The following is a 22,715-nucleotide window of genomic DNA, read 5'->3' on the forward strand; positions in this document are numbered from 1 at the left end:
TTCCCTCTCCCGGTGGGAGAGGGCCAGGGTGAGGGCAACAAGCCGCACCAGATAATTAAGCCACCGTGTACCCTACAGACAACGGCGGTAACAACCTCAACAACAGAGGCAAGCCTATGAACAGTTCGACCAATGCAGTAAAACGCTGGTGGTACATCATGCCAATCGTGTTTATCACGTACAGCCTGGCGTACCTTGACCGTGCCAACTTCAGCTTCGCGTCCGCGGCGGGGATCACAGAGGACCTTGGCATCACAAAAGGTATCTCCTCCCTGCTGGGTGCCCTTTTCTTCCTGGGCTACTTCTTCTTCCAGATCCCCGGCGCGATTTATGCGGAACGCCGCAGCGTGCGTAAGCTGATCTTCATCTGTCTGATCCTGTGGGGCGCCTGCGCGTCACTGACCGGCATGGTGAACAATATTCCTGCCCTGGCCGCCATTCGCTTTATCCTCGGCGTCGTTGAGGCGGCGGTTATGCCCGCGATGCTGATCTACATCAGCAACTGGTTTACCAAATCTGAACGCTCGCGCGCGAATACCTTCCTGATCCTCGGTAACCCGGTCACGGTACTGTGGATGTCGGTGGTGTCCGGCTACCTGATCCAGTCCTTCGGCTGGCGCGAAATGTTTATCATCGAAGGGGTGCCGGCGATTATCTGGGCCTTCTGCTGGTGGGTGCTGGTGAAAGATAAACCTGCCCAGGCGAAATGGCTTTCCGAAGATGAAAAAGCGGCGCTGCAGGCGCAGCTGGACAAAGAACAGCAAGGTCTGAAGGCGGTACGTAACTATGGTGAAGCCTTCCGCTCGCGTAACGTGATCCTGCTCTGCGCGCAGTACTTTACCTGGAGCATTGGCGTGTACGGTTTTGTGCTGTGGCTGCCGTCCATTATCCGCAGCGGCGGTGAAAACCTCGGCATGGTCGAAGTAGGCTGGCTGTCATCCGTACCGTATCTGGCGGCAACCATCGCGATGATTATCGTTTCCTGGGCGTCGGACAAGCTGCAGAACCGCAAGCTGTTTGTCTGGCCGCTGCTGCTGATTGCTGCCTTCGCCTTTATTGGCTCCTGGGCCGTGGGCGCAAACCATTTCTGGGCCTCTTATACCCTGCTGGTGATTGCCGGTGCGGCCATGTACGCCCCTTACGGACCGTTCTTTGCCATCATCCCGGAGATGCTGCCGCGTAACGTTGCGGGTGGTGCAATGGCATTGATTAACAGCATGGGGGCGCTGGGCTCGTTCTGCGGCTCCTGGTTCGTCGGTTACCTGAACGGTGCTACCGGCAGTCCGTCCGCATCGTACGTCTTTATGGGGGTGGCGCTTTTCGCCTCTGTGTGGCTTACTCTGGTTGTTAAGCCTGCTAATAATCAACAACACCCTGTCGGCGCTCGACACGCCTGAATCCTTAAAAATCAACGGAGATTAGCATGAAGCCGTCCGTCATTTTGTATAAAGCACTGCCGGAAGATCTGCAGAAACGTCTTGAAGAACACTTCACCGTCACCCAGGTGAAGAACCTGCGCCCGGAAACCGTGGCACAGCACGCCGACGCGTTCGCCAGCGCCGAAGGCCTGCTGGGTTCAAGCGAGAAAGTGGATGTCGCCCTGCTGGAGAAAATGCCGAAGCTTCGTGCTACCTCTACCGTTTCCGTGGGTTACGACAACTTTGATGTGGACGCCCTTAACGTCCGCAAGATCCTGCTGATGCATACGCCGCATGCCCTGACGGAAACCGTGGCCGACACGCTGATGGCACTGATGCTCACCACAGCCCGTCGCGTAGTGGAAGTCGCCGAGCGCGTCAAAGCGGGCGAGTGGACAAAAAGCATTGGTCCGGACTGGTTCGGCGTGGACGTTCACGGTAAAACGCTGGGCATTGTCGGTATGGGGCGTATCGGGCTGGCACTGGCGCAGCGCGCGCATTTTGGTTTTAACATGCCGATTCTGTATAACGCGCGTCGCCACCACAGTGAAGCCGAAGAACGCTTCAACGCCCGTTACTGCGAGCTGGATACCCTGCTGCAGGAGGCCGATTTTGTCTGCCTTGTCCTGCCGCTGACGGACGAAACCCGTCATCTGATTGGCAAAGAAGCGTTTAAGAAAATGAAGCAGTCAGCCATTTTCATTAACGCGGGTCGTGGCCCGGTGGTGGATGAGAAGGCGCTGATTGAGGCCCTGCAGAAAGGTGAGATCCATGCAGCAGGTCTGGACGTCTTTGAGCAGGAGCCGCTGCCGGTGGATTCGCCACTGCTTTCGCTGCCTAACGTGGTTGCGCTGCCGCACATCGGCTCAGCCACCCATGAGACGCGCTACAACATGGCGGCCACTGCGGTCGATAATCTCATCGCCGCCCTTAGCGGAAAGGTGGAGATAAACTGCGTGAACCCGCAGGTGCAACGATAGAAACGAAAAAACCCGCCAGAAGGCGGGTTTTTGAATTTTGTGCTACTGGGTTGGAAGCTTACAGGCTTACAACGTTACCAGCTGCTGGGCCTTTAGCGCCGCTTTCGATGGTGAAGGACACTTTCTGACCTTCGTCCAGAGATTTGTAGCCATCGTTCTGGATAGCAGAGAAGTGTACGAACACGTCTTTAGAGCCATCGTCAGGAGTGATGAAGCCGAAACCTTTATCAGCGTTGAACCATTTAACCAGACCAGTCATTTTAGCAGACATAGAAATTACCTTATTAACAAATATATTGTGCCTTCCGGCTTGATGGATTGCGTTACAGATTTTTAAGCGATGAAGGAAGGGTCACAACGAAGGGTATCTATGGATAACAATCTGGACTGCTTTACTAAACTGCTTTAGGTCTGTGTAACAAACCGACGGGGATAGTTATACCGATGTGGTAGAGGAATGACAAGCGTTATTTTCGCTATGCATAAAAAACCCCGCCAGAAGCGGGGTTTTTCGGTTTATTCTGTGGCAGTGACTGCGGCACTCCAGGCCTGGCTAAAGGCCTGATGCTGGGAGGCCAGCGGCCCAATCAGCGTATTGTACTGGCTTGCCTGCTGCGAGGTCGGGAACTGAATACCGTTGGCAACAAAGCTCACCTGCGTATTCTGCTGGGCGATAAAGTCACCCACCTGGACCAGCTGCTGCGTGAAGATTTGCGCGGCCGGGATCAGCGGTTGCAGCGCTTCAGACGGCTTGGTCACCACTTTCTCATACACTTTGTCGAAGACCGGTTTGAGATCGTCGCCCTGCTTCAGCGCAGAACGTGACGCGTCAGCCTGCATTTTCGCATTCTGCAACTGCTGGCTCAGCACGCCAAGCGCACCGTTGGACTGGCGAAGCGGTTCACGCTGCGTCATATAATCCTGCGGAACGCGAATGGCGTTCACGCTATCCACCACGGGACGGATACCGGAATCCATCGCCTGGCTCACCTGCTGTGAATAACCATATAGAATGGCGTAATCGGACACGAAGGGGCCAAACTGTTTTTTCTGATCCGCAGTCAGCGTCGGCAACCGTTCGCCGCTGCGCATCACTGTATTCTGCAGAAAATCGATAAACGCTTTGCGCTGATCGCCTTCTTTATCAAAACACCCACTCAGGCTAACAACCATCAACAACGCCGCAATAGGCGCAAACCAGCGAGAGCAGGACTTTCCTGTCGCCATTTTATTACTCCTTTCACCCAAAAAAGCGCACACCGGCACACGCGTGCCCGACGCTGACAAGGATAGTCCAGGTCAGCCTTGCAAGATACTCTTTTCATGCAAAACGGCTATTGCCGATTTATTTCTTACCATTTACAAAAAAATACCTGGCGAAGCCGACATATGACTAATCAGGGAATTAGCATAACTATCCATATCGCTGAATCGGGTAAAGCGAGCTTGACCGCACGATTAATCACACCCGTGACGATCCTGGGTTGGTATTAGGGACTATTCTTAATTGGCTCTCTGATGTTCTTGATCACGATGTGAGATTTAAGAGGAGTCCTCAATGGAATATAAAGATCCTGAGTTTGAACTGCTGAGCAGTCTGGAACAGATCATTTTTAAAGATGTACCGCAGACGATTACCCTGCAACAAAAATCCAATCCCTTTACAGAATATGAGCAATTGCGCAAAGGGACAGGACTGAAAACGGAAGAATTCGCCAGAGCGATGGGTGTCAGCGTGGCTATGGTGCAGGAGTGGGAGTCAAAACGTGAGAAACCCACTCCAACCGAGTTAAGGCTGATGCGCCTGATTCAGGCCAACCCTGCACTCAGCAAACAGATAGCGTAGTGAAGATTGAATGCCCCCGCCTTTGCGGGGGCTTGTGTTTTAAAGGCTATCACAACGCCAGCCCGCCTCTTCCCACACCAGCTCATGCGTTAATGTTAATCCTCTTAGAAAAGCCTCATCGTGTGATACTACCAGCAGAGCCCCGGGGAAACCGGCCAGCGCGGCTTCAATGGCCTGGACTGAGGCCAGATCCAGATGGTTGGTCGGTTCATCCAGCAGCAGAAGCTGCGTGGACTCCGCGCGCCACAGCACGCAGGCCAGGGCGGCCTTAAGACGCTCGCCGCCGCTGAGCTCCGCCAGCGGGAGCATCACTTTGTCAGCCCCCAGCTGAAGCTGCGCCAGACGGGTTCGCAATACCCCCTCTTCCAGAGGCGTATGACTCAGGTTGAGATGCGTCATGACCGACTGCGAAAGATCGAGCCGGGACAGATGTTGGTCGAGATAAGCGCAGCTGGCGGATACCTTACAGGTACCCGAATGGGGGACAATCTCGCCGAGGAGGGTTTTTAACAGCGTCGATTTTCCGCAGCCGTTCGGCCCCTTTAACGCCACGCGCATCGGTCCATCCATCCGCCAGTTTAGCGGAGGAACAGGCACATGCGGCAGCACCAGATCCTCCAGCACCAATACCTGCTTCCCCTCCGGGATCTGACTCCCCGGCAGGGTGAACATGACCGGGTTATCGTCTTCAACGCGTTCACGCGCCTTGTTAACCGCGGCGTTCAGCGCTTCATTTTGCTCGCTGTGCTGTTTTTTCCAGGAGCCGATCCGCTCCTTTGCCGCGCCTTTATATTTGACCCGCTCGAACGACGCGATATTCAGGGTATCGACGGTGCGCAATGTCTTTGCCGAACGCCGCTGGCTGTCGTCATGCTCTTTTTGCATCCGTGCCCGTGTACGCTTGCGCTCGGTTGCCGCATGTTCCAGCGCCGAGCGGGCCGCCTGCTGTTCGGCATCGCGCTGGGTTTGATAATCCGCATAATTCCCGCCGTAGCTGCGCAGACCCGAGGCGCTCAGCTCAAGGATACGGGGTACCTGAGCCAGTAACTCACGGTCATGGGAGGCCACCAGTACTCCGCCCTGATACCGACTCAACTGGTCGTAGAACCACGCCCGGCCTTGTCGATCAAGATGGTTAGTGGGTTCGTCCAGCAGCAGGAAATCCGCTTTCGCCGTAAACGCCCCACACAGCAGGGCGCGAATGCGCTCGCCGCCGCTGAGTTCAATGGCGGGCTTATCCGGATCAAACGGTGGGAGCTGCGCATTCATAAACGCCTCGCCCAGGCGCTCAGCGACATCCCAGTGGCCATCGAGCAACGCCAGATCGTCAGGCTGGTAATCGCCGCTGTCGATGCGCTTACGCGCCTTAAAAATCGCGTCATACCCGAGCAGTTCAGCCAGCGCCGTCTGCGGAGAAATAGCGTGCTGCTGCGCCACCCAGGCATGCGAGCCAAAGCGTTCAATATGACCGGTAGCCGGTTCGTCCATCCCCGCCAGCAGACGCAGCAGACGCGTTTTCCCGCTGCCGTTGCGGCCAACCAGCGCGCACAGGGAGGGTTCCAGCGTGAGATTCAGCGGACCAAAAAGAATATCGCCCGTCGGAAACTGACAGGTGACCTGATGCAAAATAAAAGAAGGGGACTGCGCAAAATGAGCCATAAGCACTCCTGAATGAAATCAAAACATCCCCTGCCGACGCGGTAGCGTTTAGCAAGGATCGAAATTCATCAGTCGTGTTTGTTCATTTTTGGGGGGCGCTCCAGCGCGAGAAAGTTAACGCGGATAAGGATAGCGGTAATGGGTTGACCATTTCAAGGTTAAATTTTGGGCGACTTATACTCCCTCTCCCTTTGGGCTGAGGGATCCCCACAAATTAATGCGAGCAGTGAACAATCCCCTCGCCCCTTTGGGGAGAGGGTTAGGGTGAGGGGGAGCATACGGCTCTGGTGGTCATTCCGTTCACTTTATGTTCCTTGCTACTCTGTAACAACAATACCCGTGAACGTGCCAGGGTGGCTCAGTCGCCACCACCCTGGCTACCCGGGCTCCCGGCGGTAAATCGCCGCTACGCGGTACCTTCGGCTTATTCCTTCCGGCTTATCGGGGACGGGCGGAGGTAACATCCCTGTAAAGCCCGCCCTCTCGGCGCATCCATGCGCCTCGCCCCGGCCTGCAGGAAACGCCTCAGCGATTTACAGCCGGACCATAGCGTCGCTGTAAGACCTCTGCCCGCAGTATGCTTTTCATTGCGGTAATTTTGCGAGTCTCTTTCCAGAAATGGTAATATTCTCAGTGGCATAGCTCAAATCTATTGCCGCCTGTCTTGATGAGCAGTAAGTTCTCTTTGCACCTGCAAAATCAGGTGCCGGGTTTAGCATCCTGGCTTATCTTATCGGCGGCACATTATGTGCAGCATGCTTTGCTACATCTCAATGGTGGGCTGAGCAGGGGCATCGAAAGATGCGCCGGTATCCGATAAGGCCGGTAATGCTAACTCTGTTCAGTCCACCACCAGCGAAGTTAGCATTTCCGGTGGTGGAAGCTTTATCACTTATCGGAGGCTGCCAATATGGCTACTACCCCAACCCAAGCTCATTCTTTATTCACCCTGCCCTTCAACCACGCCACCGACTTCACCGAACTGGCGGATAACTGCGAACGTTTTACCGACGCACTGGTAGATTGCGAAGAACCCGCCCCAAAAATGGCGCTTTACGGCAGACTTTATGCCTGTCTGAATCTTCTGCAACCCACGCTTCTGGATCCTGTTCCGGACGCTTTAAAAGCCAGCCTGACCGTGAAGGAACTCCCGTCACGCGTTCCGGCTTTCGAACCCGAATGCGATCAGCTGGGGCGCTACTGTCAGGAGCTTACGCAGATGCTGATGAACGGCTCACTGCCGCGACAAACTGAAATCGTGATGGAAGATTTGCTGTGCGAGCTGGTCAGCTACTTTGCTGATACGCTGAAGGCACCGCGCTGGCTGCAGACAGACGAAGGCACAATCGCGATCGGCTAAACCTGCCGGATGGCGCTGTGCTTATCCGGCCTACGAAAGCCCCATAAAAAAACCCGCCGAAGCGGGTTTTTAGCATTTGTCACAACGGGCACATTACTGCAGCAGCGAAATATCCGCCACGCGCAGGAACAGCTCACGCAGTTTCTCGAGCATAGAGAGACGGTTAACGCGCAGCTCTTTATCTTCTACGTTCACCATCACTTTCTCGAAGAAGGCGTCGATAACGTCACGCAGCTCGGCCAGCTCCACCAGCGCTTCCTGGTAGCGACCTTCCGCGAAGACCGGCTCGAGCTTGTCGCGCAGCACCACAACCTGCATCGCCAGAGCGATCTCTTCCGGCTCTTTCAGCGTCGCGGCGTTTACGCGCTCGTTCAGCGTCTCGTCGGATTTCGCCAGAATGTTGGATACACGCTTGTTGGCCGCGGCCAGGGCAGATGCTGCTTCCAGCGTACGGAAGTGGGAAACCGCCTTCATACGCGCATCGAAATCAGCCGGACGGGTCGGACGACGCGCCAGCACCGCCTGAATGGTGTCAACGGTGTAACCTTCGTCCTGATACCAGGCGCGGAAACGACCGAGCATGAAGTCGATGACGTCATCCACCACGTTCGCGTTGGTCAGCTTATCGCCGTACAGACGCACCGCTTCTTCGGTCAGGGTCTGCAGATCCAGGTTCAGGTTCTTCTCAACGATAATACGCAGCACGCCCAGCGCAGCACGACGCAGCGCAAACGGGTCTTTATCGCCTTTCGGATGCTGACCGATACCGAAGATACCCGCCAGGGTGTCCATCTTATCGGCAATCGCTACGGCACAGGCAACCGGGTTGGACGGCAGTTCGTCACCCGCAAAGCGCGGCTGATACTGCTCGTTCAGGGCCACAGCCACGTCTTCCGCTTCGCCATCGTGACGCGCGTAGTGCATGCCCATCACGCCCTGGGTGTCGGTAAATTCGAACACCATGTTGGTCATCAGGTCGCACTTGGACAGCAGACCCGCACGCGTCGCGTGGTTAACGTCCGCACCAATTTCACGGGCAATCCAGCCGGACAGCTCCGCAATGCGGTCGGTCTTGTCGCGCAGCGTCCCCAGCTGCTGCTGGAACAGCACGGTCTGCAGGCGCGGCAGGTTATCTTCCAGACGCTTTTTACGGTCGGTATTGAAGAAGAACTCGGCATCCGCCAGACGTGGACGCACGACCTTCTCGTTACCGGAGATAATCTGGATCGGATCTTTCGATTCGATGTTCGCCACGAAGATGAAGTTCGGCAGCAGCTTGCCGTCGTTGGCGTAGACCGGGAAATACTTCTGGTCACCCTTCATGGTGTACACCAGCGCTTCAGCCGGTACGGCCAGGAATTTCTCTTCAAACTTCGCGGTCAGCACAACCGGCCATTCAACCAGAGAGGTCACTTCTTCCAGCAGGCTTTCGCTCAGGTCGGCGTTACCGCCAATCTGGCGCGCCGCTTCTTCGGCGTCCGCTTTGATTTTGGCTTTACGCTGTTCGTAGTCGGCAATAACTTTACCGCGCTCCAGCAGGATTTGCGGATACTGGTCGGCATTGTCGATAGTGAACTCAGGCTCGCCCATAAAGCGGTGGCCGCGGATCACGCGATCGGACGCCACGCCCAGAATGGTGGCCGGAATAACGGTGTCGCCCAGCAGCAGGGTCACGGTGTGAACCGGACGCACGAAGTGCACGTCAGACGCGCCCCAGCGCATCAGCTTAGGAATCGGCAGCTTCGCCAGAGACGTGGCAATCATGTCCGGCAGCAGCGCTTCCGCGCTTTCGCCCTTCACGTGCGCACGGTACAGCAGCCACTCGCCTTTATCCGTGGTCAAACGCTCGGCCTGATCAACGGTGATGCCGCAGCCGCGCGCCCAGCCTTCAGCCGCTTTGCTCGGTTTGCCTTCCGCGTCAAAGGCCTGGGCAATCGCCGGGCCACGTTTTTCGACTTCGCGATCCGGCTGAGACGCCGCCAGATTTGCCACTTTCAGCGCCAGACGGCGCGGTGCAGCAAACCACTCAATGTTACCGTGTGCCAGGCCAGCGTTATCCAGCTCGGCAGTCACGTTCGCAGCGAAAGATTCAGCCAGGCTGCGCAGGGCTTTTGGTGGCAGCTCTTCGGTGCCGATTTCCACCAGGAAAGTTTTCTCAGACATGGCCGCCTCTTATTTGTTTCGGTTGCACATCGGGAAGCCAAGGGCTTCACGGGACGCGTAGTAAGCTTCTGCAACGGCTTTGGTCAGGGTACGAATACGCAGGATGTAGCGCTGACGTTCAGTCACGGAGATGGCTTTGCGGGCGTCCAGCAGGTTGAAGCTGTGGGCGGCCTTCAGAATACGCTCGTAGGCAGGCAGCGGCAGCGGAGTCTCCAGCGCCAGCAGCTGCTGCGCTTCTTTCTCATACTGCTCGAAGCAGGTGAACAGGAAGTCCACGTCCGCGTATTCGAAGTTATAGGTGGATTGCTCCACTTCGTTCTGATGGAACACGTCGCCGTAGGTGGTTTTACCCAGCGGGCCGTCGCTCCAGACCAGGTCGTAAACGCTGTCTACGCCCTGAATGTACATCGCCAGACGTTCCAGACCGTAGGTGATTTCACCGGTGATCGGCTTACATTCCAGACCACCCACCTGCTGGAAGTAGGTGAACTGGGTCACTTCCATGCCGTTCAGCCACACTTCCCAACCCAGACCCCAGGCACCCAGCGTTGGGTTTTCCCAGTTATCTTCCACGAAACGGATGTCGTGGATGGTTGGATCCATACCCAGCTCTTTCAGCGACCCGAGGTACAGTTCCTGAATGTTGTCGGGTGATGGCTTAATCACCACCTGGAACTGATAGTAATGCTGCAGACGGTTCGGGTTCTCACCGTAACGACCATCGGTCGGACGACGGGAAGGCTGCACATAAGCAGTCGCCATTGGCTCTGGACCCAACGCGCGTAAGCTGGTCATCGGGTGTGAAGTGCCGGCGCCGACTTCCATGTCCAAAGGTTGAACAATGGTACAGCCCTGACGAGCCCAGTAATCCTGTAAGGTCAGGATCAGGCCCTGGAAGGTCTTGGTATCAAACTTTTGCATAGTATTTCGTGCTGGATACGTGTGGTTTTAAATGGAAGGGACCAGTATACCCGCTGGCTGCAAGATATACAGTACGAAACGGGGTTGTTTAGGGAAAATTGGGAAATAAGCCTTCCAGCCAGAACGCTGACGGCGTCTGGCTGTTGATTATACGAGCAGACTAACGCATGGAGAGGTGTAAAAACTGACCGTCCGCATCAAACGAGCAGACAAAGCCCTCTTTGCGCGACGTATGGCCCCGCAGCTCATAGCTGCCCTGAAAACGTTCGAAGCCGGTAACGTCAATTTTCTGCACGTCCGAGTTATAGCGGCGAGCAGCCCGATCTTTACAGAGCGCTTCCATATTCAGTGAACGTTCCGGGCTCATTTTACCCTGCTGCGCTTTTTGCACAGGGGCTTCCTGTGGCGCACTGCATCCCGCCAGGATCAACAGCAGAAAGAGTGACGCCACACGCTTCATCATCATTTTTATTACCGCCCTGGTCAGTGGCTGTTATTTTTAGTATCAACGCTTTTATAGATTATGGTCCGGCATTCTGCGAATCTCGTGGCCTCCCGACAAGCCTGCGGAATAAAACTCAGAATTTTCCAAACGAAGACATTTGGACAATGGGAGTCACACTCAATTTACAGGGAATACGAGGAACTGATGCAGTCAAAAATTAACTGGATTGATAACCTGCGAGGAATAGCCTGTCTGATGGTGGTCATGATCCACACGACGACCTGGTATGTCACGAATGCGCACAGCATCAGCCCCGTTAACTGGGATATCGCCAATATTCTCAACTCTGCGTCGCGCGTCAGCGTGCCGCTGTTCTTTATGATTTCCGGCTTTCTCTTTTTTGGCGAGCGCAGCGCGCAGCCGAGGCACTTCATCCGCATCGCGGCCTGCCTGGGGTTCTACAGTGCCGTTGCCTTGCTCTATATCACTCTGTTCACCTCAATAAACGCCGGACTATCGCTGAAATACGTGCTGCAAAAACCGGTGTTCTATCACCTGTGGTTCTTCTTCGCCATTATCGTTATCTATCTGGTCTCCCCGCTCATCCAGGTAAAAAACGTCAGCGGTAAAATGCTGCTGGCCCTGATGGTGGTGGCTGGCATTATTGCCAACCCGAATACGCTCTCACAGAAAATCGACGGATTTGAGTGGCTGCCGGTCAATCTCTATATCAACGGCGATACTTTTTACTACGTGCTTTACGGCATGCTGGGGCGTGCCATCGGGATGATGGATACGCAAAAACGCGGTCTGAACTGGCTCTGCGGGGCGCTGTTTATCGCTGGGGTGGCGGTGATTTCACGCGGGACGCTGCACGAGCTGCAGTGGCGCGGCAATTTTGCCGATACCTGGTATCTGTATTGCGGGCCGATGGTCTTTATCTGTGCCGTCTCGCTGCTCACGCTCGCCAAAAACACCCTGAACGCGCGTCCCCTGCCCGTGCTGAGTCTTATCTCGCGGCACTCTCTCGGGATTTACGGTTTTCACGCGCTGGTGATCCACGCGCTGCGCACGAGAGGTATTGAGCTAAAAAGCTGGCCGGCGCTGGATATCGTCTGGATTTTTGCCGCCACGCTGGCGATCAGCCTGCTGCTGTCGATGCTGCTGCAAAAAATCGACGCTCGCCGCTTCGTCAGCTAATGCTTCGCTGTCGGGCGCGATGGTACTGGCGCGGGGAGGAAAACCCTGCCGCCAGTGAAGCCTGCTCCACGCCGCGCCCCTGCAATAGCCATTGCTCCGCCACCGCCAGACGCAGCTGCTCCAGATAATCGCGAACGCTAATGCCTAAATGTGACTGGAAAAGCCGGGTGAGATGACGCGGGCTGACGTGCGCCAGTGCGGCAATGTCAGGCAAACTCCACGTTTTTTGCGGCTCGGCGGTGAGCGCATCCTGCGCCCGATGAATCGCCGGATGAAGATGATTGCGGTAGCGTAGCCACGGAGATAGCTGGGGATCGTCACCGGAACGGCGGAACCAGACCACCATCTCACGCGCCACGGTCAGCGCCTTTTCGGGACCGCACAGGCGGTTAATCATATGCAGCGTCAGATCGATGCCCGACGTGATCCCCGCGCTGGTCCAGATGTTCTCGTCCTGCACAAAGATGCGGTTTTCTTTAATCGTCGCCGTGGGTGCTGCGGTGCGTAAACGGCTGATAACGTCATGGTGGGTGGTGCACTGCCGATTGTTCAGCAGGCCCGACTTCGCCGCCAGTAAGGCTCCGGAACAGACGCACATCACCGTGATATCCCGGCGCTGAATGACCGGCTGCAGGCGCATCAGCCAGTGCTGTATCTGTAACGCCTGTGGTGTCGAAAACTGACTGCGGGAGTCGCTCACGCCGGGCAATACCAGCAGGCTCCCCTCAGGAAGCCTTTCCGGTAACGGCTGGATGCCGCTCATCGTCAGGCCTATCGACGTCGGAACCTCCGGTTGCGGGCCGATGTAATGCAGACGAAACGCGTCGCCAGCCAGCACAAAGGTCTCTGCCGGGCCGGTCATGTCTAATGACAGCACACCGGGCAACATCACGAACCAAACGTCGATGCTCATTACAGGGACTCCAGCGTCTCCGCTACCGTTTTAATCTCGGCAAAACGCCCCGAAAGTACCGTCTCGGTACGGTGGCGAATTTCCGCTGCGCTCAGGGTAATGCCCCTGTACGTCATCGGAAACGTCAGCGTTGCCTCACTGACAAAGGTCACAGCATAGCCCAGATCGGATGCCACCCGGGCGGTGGTTTCGCAGCATTGCTCAGTGCGAATGCCGCAGATAATCAGCTGGTTGATATCACGCTCGCGCAGCCAGCGATCGAGCCCGGTATCCGTGAAGGCATTATGGACGTGTTTCTGGAAAACTACATCCGGCTGATGACGTAAAAAGGCCATCGGTTTGACAAAGCCGCTCTCCAGGGTAAAGGGACCGTCTTCATCCACATGAAAAATATCAACGACCGGAATATTGCGCGCCTGGCAGCCTTCAATCAGCCCCAGCATCGCCTGCTGAAAGGCAGGAATATCGTCCTCCTGCCAGTAATTGCGATGATGGAACGACTGCTGAGTATCAATATTGATGAGTGCAATGCGTGACATGGTGGATCTCCTCGCCAGTGGGTGTGACACCATACTGGCAAGGAAATAAAGGCACGCACAGACCAAAAAAGGACATCCTCGTGCCGCGGTCGGACAAGCGTGTTTACGACATCAGCGGCAGCAGCTGCTGATAGATTTTACGGAATACCGCGCGCCTTTCCGCGTACCGCGCATGGTTTGCCGCGTCAGGGAAATGCGCCTGCTCAAGGGTAAGCTGCGGCAGCAGTTGCGAAAGCGGTTGTTCCGGATGAATGGCTATCTGCGCCAGACGCGCGGCGCCGAGCGCGGGGCCAACATCCCCTCCCGTACGAAAATCCAGCTGCAACCCGCTGATATCCGACAGCATTTGTCGCCAGTAAGGGCTTCGCGCACCGCCGCCAATCAGGGTGACGCTTGCGGGTTTCAGGCCGCAGTCATGGACCACGTCCATCCCGTCGGCCAGCGCATACCCCACCCCTTCCAGAACCGCACGCGCCAGTTCTGCCGGGCCATGCTGATGGGTTAAGCCAAAGAATACCCCTTTCGCTTCCGGGTTGTTGTGCGGCGTACGTTCTCCAGAAAGATACGGTAAAAACCAGACGGCACCCGCAGCGTCATCCGCCTGCTGTGCTGCGGCAATCAACGCAGGAACATCAGCCATCCCGGTCAGCTTCGCCGCCCAGTCCAGGCACGACGCTGCACTCAGCATCACCGACATCAAATGCCATTTTCCCGGAAGCGCATGACAGAAACTGTGCACAGCGCTTTCGGGATTACTGCGATAGCCGTCGCTGACGGCAAAATAGACGCCAGAGGTTCCCAGAGACAGCATCGCCTGCCCTGCCTCAACCATGCCGACGCCCACGGCACCCGCAGCGTTGTCACCGCCCCCGGCAACCACCGGTACAGCAGGCATATTCCAGCGTTCCGCAACGTCTGGCAGCAGTGTGCCTGTTACCTCGCTACCTTCGAACAGCGCGGGCATGTGTTCACGGGTCAGGTGGCAGGCATCCAGCATCGCCTCGCTCCAGTCACGTTTCGCCACGTCGAGCCACATCGTGCCGGCGGCATCGGACATGTCGGAAGCAAAATCGCCCGTCATACGAAAGCGCAGATAGTCTTTCGGTAGCAGGACTTTCGCCACCTGTCGGAAAATATCCGGCTCGTGTCGCTGCACCCACAGCAGCTTGGGGGCGGTAAAGCCGGGCATCATCAGGTTGCCGGTGATCTCACGAGACGTGGGTACACGCGCCTCAAGAAGCGCGCACTCTTCTGCACAGCGGCCATCGTTCCAGAGAATGGCGGGTCGCAACACGCGATGCTCGCTGTCCAGCAAGGTTGCACCGTGCATTTGCCCGGCAATCCCCAACGCTTTCACATCACGCAGAGAATGCTGTTCACCTAACGCCTTGATTGCACGATCCGTTGCCTGCCACCACTGCTCCGGGTCCTGTTCCGACCACAGCGGATGCGGACGTGAAACCTGCAGCTTTTCCGTCTGCGTTGCTAACACCTCGCCCTGTTCGCTTAACAGGATGGCTTTCACACCCGATGTGCCAAGATCGATCCCGATATACATTACGGTGACTCCTTTAACAGAAATGCCCGGTGGCGCTAACGCTTACCGGGCCTACGTGCTGTTATTTATCGAACAGGTAGTGATTGACCAGATTTTCCAACAGCTCCTGGTGCCCGCTCTGGTGCTGCGGTGCCAGCTGATGTTGTTCAGCGTACTTCGCGATCTCCGCAAGTGATAACTGACCTTTCAAAATTTGCTGGCCCAGCTCACTGTTCCAGCCGCTGTAACGCTTCGCCACGCGTTTATCGAGCTCGCCGTCTTCAATCATACGTGCCGCCACTTTCAGCGCCAGCGCCATGGTGTCCATCGCGCCAATGTGGCCGTAGAACAGATCGTATTTGTCGGTGCTCTGGCGACGCACTTTGGCGTCAAAGTTCAGGCCGCCGGTAGTGAAACCACCCGCTTTGATGATTTCGTACATCACCAGCGCATTCTCTTCCACGCTGTTCGGGAACTGGTCTGTGTCCCAGCCCAGCTGCGCGTCGCCGCGGTTAGCATCGACCGAGCCAAAGATGCCCAGCGCAATCGCAGACGCGATCTCATGGTGGAAAGAGTGGCCCGCCAGCGTGGCGTGGTTGGCTTCAATGTTCACTTTGATCTCTTTTTCCAGACCGAACTGCTTCAGGAAGCCATACACCGTCGCCACGTCATAGTCATACTGGTGCTTCGTCGGTTCCTGCGGCTTCGGCTCGATCAGCAGCGTGCCGCGGAAGCCGATTTTGTGCTTATGGTCGACAACCATCTGCATAAATCGGCCAATCTGCTCGCGCTCCTGACGCAGGTCGGTGTTGAGCAGGGTTTCATAGCCTTCACGTCCGCCCCACAGGACATAGTTTTCACCGCCCAACTGATGCGTGGCGTTCATTGCCGTCACCACCTGCGTGGCCGCCCAGCTAAACACTTCTGGATCCGGGTTGGTTGCCGCGCCCGCGCCGTAGCGTGGGTTGGTAAAGCAGTTTGCCGTGCCCCACAGCAGCTTCACGCCGCTTTGCTGCTGTTTCGCCGCCAGTACATCCACCATCTGCGCAAAATTGTTCAGATACTCTTTCAGCGATGCGCCTTCCGGTGACACGTCCACGTCATGGAAGCAGTAGTACGGCACGTTCAGCTTGTGGAAGAACTCAAACGCGACATCGGCTTTGCGTTTCGCCAGTTCAAGGGCCTCACCCGGCTGCTGCCACGGGCGGTCAAAGGAACCCACGCCGAACATATCGGCGCCGTTCCAGCAGAAGGTATGCCAGTAACAGGCGGCAAAGCGCAGATGATCTTCCATGCGCTTACCCAGCACCAGCTCATCCGGGTTGTAGTGACGAAATGCTAAAGGATTGGTCGTTTTTGGGCCTTCGTAACGAACACGATCGAGTTGGTCGAAATAAGCTTGCATATTGAGCTCCATAATCAGGGTATGCGGCGAGTCGTTGATACAGGAGTAATAGTGAATAGACATTTTGGGTTGCTCAATTACGTTATTTCACACTGCTATTGAGAGAATGCACAACTGTGCGCTGGCTCGCAAAATAATGCGCAGACAAACTATTTCTCGGCGCGTATTCCAGAATCAAATGTAATTAAGACGTTACGTATTTTAAAATCCGATCGCGGTCATAAATTCAGAAATAAACCAAATATCATAATGGGAAGATAAAAATCTGTAATTGCCAGCCCGCCTTTCCGCGTTAAAAATTTGCTGCGTCTCAGCAGTGAATGTTTCTTTTATCTCAGCAACGCATCCCCCTACAAAAAGGCCTAATAATTATGAAGATAAAGAACCTGACTCTAACGCTCTGCACTACGCTCCTCCTTGCAAGCTTTGCAGGACATGCCAAAGAGGTCAAAATTGGCATGGCGATTGACGACCTGCGCCTGGAGCGCTGGCAAAAAGATCGCGATATTTTTGTTAAAAAAGCAGAATCCCTCGGTGCCAGCGTGTTTGTTCAGTCGGCTAACGGCAACGAAGAAACACAAATGTCGCAGATCGAGAATATGATCAACCGTGGCGTCGATGTGCTGGTCATTATCCCCTATAACGGCCAGGTATTAAGTAACGTGGTGAAAGAAGCCAAACAGGAAGGCATAAAAGTGCTGGCCTATGACCGCATGATTAATAATGCGGACATTGATTATTATATTTCGTTCGACAATGAAAAAGTCGGGGAATTACAGGCGCAAAGCCTGATCGACAAAGTGCCTCAGGGCAATTATTTCCTGATGGGCGGCTCTCCGGTGGATAACAACGCCAAACTGTTCCGTGAAGGACAAATGAAAGTCCTTAAGCCGTATATCGACAACGGGAAAATTAAAGTGGTCGGCGATCAGTGGGCCGACGGCTGGCTGCCAGAAAACGCGCTGAAGATTATGGAAAACGCGCTGACGGCCAACAACAACAAAATTGATGCGGTTGTGGCCTCCAACGATGCCACCGCAGGCGGTGCTATCCAGGCCCTGAGTGCACAGGGGCTGGCCGGTAAAGTCGCCATTTCAGGACAGGATGCCGATCTGGCTGGCGTAAAACGCATTATCGCAGGCACCCAAACCATGACGGTCTACAAACCGATTACCCAGTTGGCCAATACGGCGGCGGAAATCGCCGTAGAGCTGGGCAATGGCAAACAGCCTAAAGCAGACGCAACGCTGAATAACGGGCTGAAAGACGTTCCGGCTCGCCTGCTCACACCGATTGAAGTCAACAAAGAGAACATTGACGCCACCGTGGTTAAAGACGGTTTCCACAAGAAGAGCGAACTGTAATCCGGCGCGGCCCCTGCTCTGCGGGGGCGCATCACGTTGTACTGTTCTTCCCTCGGGTTATGTGGAGCGGTTATGCCTTATTTACTTGAAATGAAAAGCATCACCAAACGCTTCGGCACGGTGAAAGCCGTCGACAACGTCAGCCTCCGGTTGAACCCCGGCGAAGTGGTTTCGCTGTGCGGTGAGAACGGTTCGGGCAAGTCGACGCTGATGAAAGTGTTGTGCGGGATCTACCCACACGGCAGCTACGAAGGCGAAATCGTCTTTGCCGGTGAAGTTATCCAGGCGACACACATCCGCGATACCGAACGCAAAGGCATCGCCATCATCCACCAGGAGCTGGCGCTGGTGAAGCATCTCACCGTGCTGGAGAACATTTTCCTCGGGGCCGAAATTTCCCGCCACGGCGTGCTGGATTACGACACCATGACGCTCCGCTGCGAAAAGCTGCTGGCGCAGGTGAGCCTCAACATTTCACCGGATACCCGCGTGGGGGATCTGGGCCTCGGGCAACAGCAGCTGGTCGAAATCGCGAAAGCGCTCAATAAACAGGTCAGACTGCTGATCCTTGATGAGCCAACGGCCTCGCTCACCGAGCAGGAAACTGCGGTTCTGCTCAATATCATCCGCGACCTGCAAAATCACGGCATCGCCTGCATCTATATTTCGCACAAGCTGAACGAGGTTAAAGCCATTTCGGACACCATCTGCGTGATCCGCGACGGGCAGCACATCGGCACGCGTGAAGCCGCGGGCATGAGTGAGGATGACATCATCACCATGATGGTAGGACGCGAGCTGACGGCGCTCTACCCGAATGAGCCTCACACCAAAGGTGATGAAGTGCTGCGCGTGGAAAATCTGACCGCGTGGCATCCCGTTAACCGCCACATCAAGCGTGTGAATAACGTCTCGTTTTCTCTGCACAGCGGCGAAATTCTCGGTATTGCCGGGTTAGTCGGCGCCGGGCGCACGGAGGCCGTACAGTGTCTGTTTGGCGTGTGGCCGGGACGCTGGGAGGGCACGATTTATATCGACGGCCAGCCGGTGAAAATCGACAACTGCCAGCAGGCGATTGCCCGCGGCATTGCCATGGTGCCTGAAGACCGCAAAAAAGACGGTATCGTGCCGGTCATGGCGGTGGGGAAAAATATTACGCTTGCGGCGCTCGATCGGTTCTCCGGCGCGTTGAGTAGCCTGGACGATGCCGCCGAGCAGCAGTGCATTCTCCAGTCACTTGCCCGGCTGAAGGTCAAAACCTCCTCACCAGAACTGGCCATTGGCCGTCTGAGCGGCGGCAACCAGCAGAAGGCAATTCTGGCGCGCTGCCTGCTTCTCAATCCACGCATATTAATCCTTGATGAGCCCACGCGCGGGATTGATATCGGTGCCAAATATGAAATCTACAAACTGATTAATCAGCTTGTACAGCAAGGGATTGCCGTCATTGTCATTTCGTCTGAGTTACCCGAAGTGCTCGGCCTGAGCGACCGCGTGCTGGTCATGCACGAGGGAAAACTGAAAGCCAACCTGATTAACCAGAACCTGACGCAGGAGCAGGTGATGGAAGCCGCTTTAAGGAGCGAACGTCATGTCGAAAAGCAATCCGTCTGATATCAAAGTCGCCGTTCCGACGCCCGGTGCGTTTGCAGGGCTAAAAGCGCTGAACCTGCAGGTTTTCGTGATGATCGCGGCGATTATCGTCATCATGCTCTTCTTTACCTGGATGACCGATGGTTCGTACCTCAGCGCGCGTAACGTCTCTAACCTGCTCCGCCAGACCGCTATCACCGGCATTCTGGCCGTCGGCATGGTGTTCGTGATTATCTCCGCGGAAATCGATCTGTCGGTCGGTTCAATGATGGGGCTCCTCGGCGGTGTGGCGGCGATTTTTGACGTCTGGCTCGGCTGGCCGCTGCCGCTGACCGTGGCGGTCACGCTGGTATTGGGGCTGGTACTGGGGGCCTGGAACGGCTGGTGGGTAGCCTACCGTAAAGTGCCGTCGTTCATTGTCACCCTGGCGGGGATGCTGGCCTTCCGTGGGATCTTAATCGGCATCACCAACGGTACCACCGTCTCCCCGACCAGCGCGGCCATGTCGCAGATTGGTCAGAGCTACCTCCCGGATGGCGTGGGCTTTACCATCGGCGTGGCGGGATTGCTGGCGTTTGTTGCATGGCAGTGGCGTGGACGCATGCGTCGTCAGGCGCTGGGGCTGGCGTCGCCAGCATCCACGTCGGTGGTGGGACGTCAGGCGCTCACGGCCGTCATTGTGCTGGGCGCCATCTGGCTTTTAAACGACTATCGCGGTGTTCCGACCCCCGTGCTGCTGCTGACGCTTTTACTGCTGGGCGGCATGTTTATGGCCACGCGCACCGCGTTTGGCCGCCGTATTTATGCCATCGGCGGCAACCTTGAGGCTGCTCGCCTCTCGGGCATTAATGTTGAACGCACCAAACTCGCGGTCTTCGCCATTAACGGCCTGATGGTCGCCATCGCCGGGTTGATCCTCAGCTCGCGTCTGGGGGCGGGTTCCCCCTCCGCCGGTAACATCGCCGAGCTGGATGCTATCGCCGCCTGCGTTATTGGCGGCACCAGCCTCGCAGGGGGTATCGGCAGCGTCGCGGGCGCGGTGATGGGGGCATTTATCATGGCGTCGTTGGATAACGGGATGAGTATGATGGACGTCCCGACGTTTTGGCAGTATATCGTCAAGGGGGCCATTCTTTTACTGGCAGTCTGGATGGACTCGGCCACCAAGCGACGGGCCTGATAACGGTATTGTGACTTAATTGGGAAGTGAGCCATGTTTGAAAAGCGTCACCGCATTACGTTGTTATTCAATGCCAACAAAGCCTACGACCGTCAGGTGGTAGAAGGCGTGGGTGAATATTTGCAGGCGTCGCAATCCGAGTGGGATATCTTTATTGAGGAAGATTTTCGCACCCGTCTGGAGAACATCAAAGACTGGCTTGGCGATGGCGTTATCGCCGACTATGACGACCCCGTCATTGAGCAACTGCTGACCGACGTCGACGTGCCGATCGTGGGCGTCGGCGGCTCCTACCACTCGCCCGAACACTATCCGCCGGTTCACTATATCGCCACCGATAACCATGCCCTGGTCGAGGCCGCGTTTCTCCATTTAAAAGAGAAAGGCGTCCATCGCTTCGCGTTTTATGGTTTACCCGCCACCAGTGGCAAGCGCTGGGCCGTTGAGCGTGAGCACGCGTTTTGCCAGCTGGTCGCGCAGGAGAAGTATCGCGGCGTGGTCTATCAGGGGCTGGAAACTGCCCCGGAAAACTGGCAGCACGCGCAAAACCGCCTGGCGGACTGGCTGCAAACGCTGCCGCCGCAAACCGGTATTATTGCCGTAACGGACGCCCGCGCGCGCCACGTGCTGCAGGTCTGCGAACATTTACACATTCCGGTGCCCGAAAAGCTGTGCGTGATTGGCATTGATAACGAAGAACTGACCCGCTACCTTTCCCGCGTGGCGCTCTCCTCCGTTGCCCAGGGCACGCGTCAGATGGGCTATCAGGCGGCGAAGCTGCTGCATCGCCTGCTGGATAAAGAATCTCTGCCGCTTCAGCGCCTGCTGGTGCCTCCTGTTCGCGTCGTAGAACGTCGCTCAACCGATTATCGCTCCTTAAGCGACCCGGCCGTCATTCAGGCCATGCACTATATTCGCAACCACGCCTGCAAAGGGATTAAAGTCGATCAGGTGCTGGATTCGGTGGGCATTTCGCGTTCGAATCTGGAGAAGCGGTTCAAAGAAGAGGTGGGCGAAACCATTCATGCCGTCATTCACGCTGAGAAGCTGGAAAAGGCACGCAGCCTGCTCATCTCCACGTCACTGTCGATCAACGAAATCTCGCAGATGTGCGGTTACCCGTCTCTGCAATATTTCTATTCGGTGTTCCGCAAAGAGTATGACACCACGCCGAAGGAGTATCGGGATCGCCACAGCGAGGTGCTGATTTAGAAAAGAAAACGCCTTCCAGTGGAAGGCGTTTTTTGAGATTACATATGGGCGGCGATTAAGCGCTGGTTATCCTGGTACATGGCGAACAGATAGTTGTTATAGCTCTGTCCCTTCGTCGAATAACCTTTCAGCTTGTGGATCATCGTACTGGCCGTCACTTCCTGGTCCGCTTTACGCAGCTGAGCGCGTGATTTACGGAACGATGAGTAGGCCGGGTGCGTATTCAGATTCACCACGTAGGCGCTGACGGAATCCTTCACAGATTCAAACTGCGAATAGCCTTTCACCTTGCCAGGGGCATTGTTACAACGACCTTTCACGCACTTCATGCCGAAAAGGTTGTTGTTGCTACGCGCAAGCTTAGAAGTCCCCCAGCCGCTTTCGGCAGCAGCCATGGTCGCAACCATGCTGCCCGGGATGATATCCACACGCTCAAGGAGAGCATTCCACGGCACACGACGCGTGTTACCGTTCCAGCTCAGCTTATAGCGCTGCGTGATATCTTTCAGACGCGCGCGCTCTGACGGCGACCAGCGGCTATCGTACTGTTTGGAGATCAGCCAGTTACGATCCGCAGTAATCGCGGCATTTTGACTCGTGATGTAAGGCATTACCGTCCGGAGAAACGCTTTTTTCCTTGGTGTTCCGGAAGGGTATTTTCGCAAATCAGGAAGTGAACTACTCTTTGCACTATTGCGAGAATACTCTTGTTTACTGCTAACCTTACTACTTGTCGTCTTTATTACGTGGGCTTTCTTACTCGTTGTATCCGTGTGCGTCTTCGCAAGCACCTCACCCGAAAATGCCGTGGTGAGTAACATGAGTATCGCAGCCCCATATCGTCGAATGGGAGTCGATATCATTAGGTCTCCTGGTCGGATGTAATCATCCCAACACCTTATTTTTTTCACAAATTTGAGAGCGGAATCTCAAATCATATCAAAAATAGACTTCAAGAGCACGTATAGAAATAGTCCAAT

The 22,715-nt window shown here is 55.8% G+C and carries 20 protein-coding genes and 1 pseudogene; 10 read left to right on the forward strand and 11 right to left on the reverse strand.

Annotated features, from left to right (window positions below):
- Positions 1 to 116 precede the first annotated feature (116 nt).
- Positions 117 to 1,397: an MFS transporter gene (locus tag AC0TNG_RS02190; protein WP_061716177.1), complete on the forward strand. Its 1,281-nt coding sequence runs from the start codon at positions 117 to 119 to the stop codon at positions 1,395 to 1,397.
- Positions 1,398 to 1,423: 26 nt separating this feature from the next.
- Positions 1,424 to 2,398, forward strand: a complete 975-nt coding sequence (ghrB, locus tag AC0TNG_RS02195) for a glyoxylate/hydroxypyruvate reductase GhrB (protein WP_061716178.1) — start codon at positions 1,424 to 1,426, stop codon at positions 2,396 to 2,398.
- A 58-nt stretch (positions 2,399 to 2,456) separates the two neighbouring features.
- On the opposite strand, the gene cspE is transcribed toward ghrB, so the two are convergent.
- On the reverse strand, positions 2,457 to 2,669 hold the full coding sequence (gene cspE / locus AC0TNG_RS02200) for a transcription antiterminator/RNA stability regulator CspE (RefSeq protein WP_003860775.1): 213 nt from the start codon (positions 2,667 to 2,669) through the stop codon (positions 2,457 to 2,459).
- Between the two features lie 245 nt (positions 2,670 to 2,914).
- Entirely contained in the window at positions 2,915 to 3,625 is a 711-nt protein-coding gene (locus AC0TNG_RS02205) for a DUF3053 domain-containing protein (RefSeq protein ID WP_024909075.1), read from the reverse strand.
- 331 nt (positions 3,626 to 3,956) lie between these two features.
- On the opposite strand from AC0TNG_RS02205, the gene AC0TNG_RS02210 reads away from it, so the two are divergent.
- Positions 3,957 to 4,244, forward strand: a complete 288-nt coding sequence (locus tag AC0TNG_RS02210; protein WP_008502755.1) for an HTH-type transcriptional regulator — start codon at positions 3,957 to 3,959, stop codon at positions 4,242 to 4,244.
- A 39-nt stretch (positions 4,245 to 4,283) separates the two neighbouring features.
- On the opposite strand, the gene AC0TNG_RS02215 is transcribed toward AC0TNG_RS02210, so the two are convergent.
- Complete coding sequence (locus tag AC0TNG_RS02215; RefSeq protein WP_473712716.1) at positions 4,284 to 5,903, reverse strand: ABC-F family ATP-binding cassette domain-containing protein; 1,620 nt, start codon at positions 5,901 to 5,903, stop codon at positions 4,284 to 4,286.
- A gap of 842 nt (positions 5,904 to 6,745) precedes the next feature.
- Here AC0TNG_RS02215 and AC0TNG_RS02220 point away from each other — a divergent pair.
- Positions 6,746 to 6,925 (forward strand): annotated as a pseudogene (locus AC0TNG_RS02220) (hypothetical protein); the annotation flags it as partial.
- Positions 6,886 to 7,263 (forward strand): hypothetical protein, encoded by a 378-nt coding sequence (locus AC0TNG_RS02225; protein ID WP_473712737.1) that lies wholly within the window; start codon positions 6,886 to 6,888, stop codon positions 7,261 to 7,263. The pseudogene AC0TNG_RS02220 and the gene AC0TNG_RS02225, both read left to right, overlap by 40 nt.
- A gap of 93 nt (positions 7,264 to 7,356) precedes the next feature.
- On the opposite strand, the gene glyS is transcribed toward AC0TNG_RS02225, so the two are convergent.
- From glyS to AC0TNG_RS02240, 3 genes are all read right to left on the reverse strand, one after another.
- Entirely contained in the window at positions 7,357 to 9,426 is a 2,070-nt protein-coding gene (glyS, locus tag AC0TNG_RS02230; protein WP_473712718.1) for a glycine--tRNA ligase subunit beta, read from the reverse strand.
- 9 nt (positions 9,427 to 9,435) lie between these two features.
- Positions 9,436 to 10,347 carry a glycine--tRNA ligase subunit alpha gene (gene glyQ / locus AC0TNG_RS02235; protein WP_003860141.1) on the reverse strand — a complete coding sequence of 304 codons (912 nt, stop codon included), beginning with the start codon at positions 10,345 to 10,347 and terminating at the stop codon, positions 9,436 to 9,438.
- Positions 10,348 to 10,507: 160 nt separating this feature from the next.
- Positions 10,508 to 10,813, reverse strand: coding sequence for a YsaB family lipoprotein (locus AC0TNG_RS02240; protein WP_024909071.1), 306 nt, complete (start codon positions 10,811 to 10,813; stop codon positions 10,508 to 10,510).
- Between the two features lie 183 nt (positions 10,814 to 10,996).
- Here AC0TNG_RS02240 and AC0TNG_RS02245 point away from each other — a divergent pair, with 183 nt between their 5' ends.
- Positions 10,997 to 11,992 (forward strand): acyltransferase, encoded by a 996-nt coding sequence (locus AC0TNG_RS02245; RefSeq protein ID WP_248166148.1) that lies wholly within the window; start codon positions 10,997 to 10,999, stop codon positions 11,990 to 11,992.
- Here AC0TNG_RS02245 and AC0TNG_RS02250 read toward each other — a convergent pair.
- The 4 genes from AC0TNG_RS02250 to xylA all read right to left on the reverse strand — a co-directional run bounded on the left by AC0TNG_RS02250 (position 11,985) and on the right by xylA (position 16,386).
- Positions 11,985 to 12,905: a GlxA family transcriptional regulator gene (locus AC0TNG_RS02250; RefSeq protein ID WP_473712719.1), complete on the reverse strand. Its 921-nt coding sequence runs from the start codon at positions 12,903 to 12,905 to the stop codon at positions 11,985 to 11,987. The genes AC0TNG_RS02245 and AC0TNG_RS02250 overlap by 8 nt on opposite strands.
- The gene (locus tag AC0TNG_RS02255) at positions 12,905 to 13,444 is read right to left on the reverse strand and encodes a cysteine hydrolase family protein (RefSeq protein ID WP_267217747.1); all 540 of its coding nucleotides are present in this window, start codon (positions 13,442 to 13,444) and stop codon (positions 12,905 to 12,907) included. Before AC0TNG_RS02255 ends, AC0TNG_RS02250 begins: the two co-directional genes overlap by 1 nt.
- Before the next feature lie 103 nt (positions 13,445 to 13,547).
- Entirely contained in the window at positions 13,548 to 15,002 is a 1,455-nt protein-coding gene (xylB, locus tag AC0TNG_RS02260) for a xylulokinase (protein WP_267217746.1), read from the reverse strand.
- A gap of 61 nt (positions 15,003 to 15,063) precedes the next feature.
- Positions 15,064 to 16,386 carry a xylose isomerase gene (xylA, locus tag AC0TNG_RS02265; protein WP_090420479.1) on the reverse strand — a complete coding sequence of 441 codons (1,323 nt, stop codon included), beginning with the start codon at positions 16,384 to 16,386 and terminating at the stop codon, positions 15,064 to 15,066.
- Between the two features lie 371 nt (positions 16,387 to 16,757).
- Here xylA and xylF point away from each other — a divergent pair, with 371 nt between their 5' ends.
- From xylF to xylR, 4 genes are all read left to right on the forward strand, one after another.
- A complete protein-coding gene (xylF, locus tag AC0TNG_RS02270; protein WP_032650791.1) occupies positions 16,758 to 17,750 on the forward strand; it encodes a D-xylose ABC transporter substrate-binding protein in 993 nt (330 codons plus the stop codon).
- Between the two features lie 72 nt (positions 17,751 to 17,822).
- On the forward strand, positions 17,823 to 19,364 hold the full coding sequence (locus AC0TNG_RS02275) for a xylose ABC transporter ATP-binding protein (protein WP_473712720.1): 1,542 nt from the start codon (positions 17,823 to 17,825) through the stop codon (positions 19,362 to 19,364).
- Complete coding sequence (gene xylH, locus AC0TNG_RS02280; protein ID WP_045907874.1) at positions 19,342 to 20,523, forward strand: xylose ABC transporter permease XylH; 1,182 nt, start codon at positions 19,342 to 19,344, stop codon at positions 20,521 to 20,523. The genes AC0TNG_RS02275 and xylH overlap by 23 nt, the downstream gene beginning before the upstream one ends.
- 33 nt (positions 20,524 to 20,556) lie before the next feature.
- Positions 20,557 to 21,735 carry a D-xylose utilization transcriptional activator XylR gene (xylR, locus tag AC0TNG_RS02285; protein ID WP_021242460.1) on the forward strand — a complete coding sequence of 393 codons (1,179 nt, stop codon included), beginning with the start codon at positions 20,557 to 20,559 and terminating at the stop codon, positions 21,733 to 21,735.
- A 38-nt stretch (positions 21,736 to 21,773) separates the two neighbouring features.
- Here xylR and AC0TNG_RS02290 read toward each other — a convergent pair whose 3' ends face one another.
- Positions 21,774 to 22,598: a protein bax gene (locus tag AC0TNG_RS02290; protein WP_032645431.1), complete on the reverse strand. Its 825-nt coding sequence runs from the start codon at positions 22,596 to 22,598 to the stop codon at positions 21,774 to 21,776.
- Between the last annotated feature and the right edge of the window lie 117 nt (positions 22,599 to 22,715).

The sequence above is a fragment of the Enterobacter sp. PL_is514 genome (assembly GCF_055816715.1).

Coding starts and splice junctions, on each gene's coding strand:
- AC0TNG_RS02190 (WP_061716177.1), top strand. CDS start 117: ATGAACAGTTCGACCAATGCAGTAAAACGCTGGTGGTACATCATGCCA.
- ghrB (WP_061716178.1), top strand. CDS start 1,424: ATGAAGCCGTCCGTCATTTTGTATAAAGCACTGCCGGAAGATCTGCAG.
- cspE (WP_003860775.1), bottom strand. CDS start 2,669: ATGTCTGCTAAAATGACTGGTCTGGTTAAATGGTTCAACGCTGATAAA.
- AC0TNG_RS02205 (WP_024909075.1), bottom strand. CDS start 3,625: ATGGCGACAGGAAAGTCCTGCTCTCGCTGGTTTGCGCCTATTGCGGCG.
- AC0TNG_RS02210 (WP_008502755.1), top strand. CDS start 3,957: ATGGAATATAAAGATCCTGAGTTTGAACTGCTGAGCAGTCTGGAACAG.
- AC0TNG_RS02215 (WP_473712716.1), bottom strand. CDS start 5,903: ATGGCTCATTTTGCGCAGTCCCCTTCTTTTATTTTGCATCAGGTCACC.
- glyS (WP_473712718.1), bottom strand. CDS start 9,426: ATGTCTGAGAAAACTTTCCTGGTGGAAATCGGCACCGAAGAGCTGCCA.
- glyQ (WP_003860141.1), bottom strand. CDS start 10,347: ATGCAAAAGTTTGATACCAAGACCTTCCAGGGCCTGATCCTGACCTTA.
- AC0TNG_RS02240 (WP_024909071.1), bottom strand. CDS start 10,813: ATGATGATGAAGCGTGTGGCGTCACTCTTTCTGCTGTTGATCCTGGCG.
- AC0TNG_RS02245 (WP_248166148.1), top strand. CDS start 10,997: ATGCAGTCAAAAATTAACTGGATTGATAACCTGCGAGGAATAGCCTGT.
- AC0TNG_RS02250 (WP_473712719.1), bottom strand. CDS start 12,905: ATGAGCATCGACGTTTGGTTCGTGATGTTGCCCGGTGTGCTGTCATTA.
- AC0TNG_RS02255 (WP_267217747.1), bottom strand. CDS start 13,444: ATGTCACGCATTGCACTCATCAATATTGATACTCAGCAGTCGTTCCAT.
- xylB (WP_267217746.1), bottom strand. CDS start 15,002: ATGTATATCGGGATCGATCTTGGCACATCGGGTGTGAAAGCCATCCTG.
- xylA (WP_090420479.1), bottom strand. CDS start 16,386: ATGCAAGCTTATTTCGACCAACTCGATCGTGTTCGTTACGAAGGCCCA.
- xylF (WP_032650791.1), top strand. CDS start 16,758: ATGAAGATAAAGAACCTGACTCTAACGCTCTGCACTACGCTCCTCCTT.
- AC0TNG_RS02275 (WP_473712720.1), top strand. CDS start 17,823: ATGCCTTATTTACTTGAAATGAAAAGCATCACCAAACGCTTCGGCACG.
- xylH (WP_045907874.1), top strand. CDS start 19,342: ATGTCGAAAAGCAATCCGTCTGATATCAAAGTCGCCGTTCCGACGCCC.
- xylR (WP_021242460.1), top strand. CDS start 20,557: ATGTTTGAAAAGCGTCACCGCATTACGTTGTTATTCAATGCCAACAAA.
- AC0TNG_RS02290 (WP_032645431.1), bottom strand. CDS start 22,598: ATGATATCGACTCCCATTCGACGATATGGGGCTGCGATACTCATGTTA.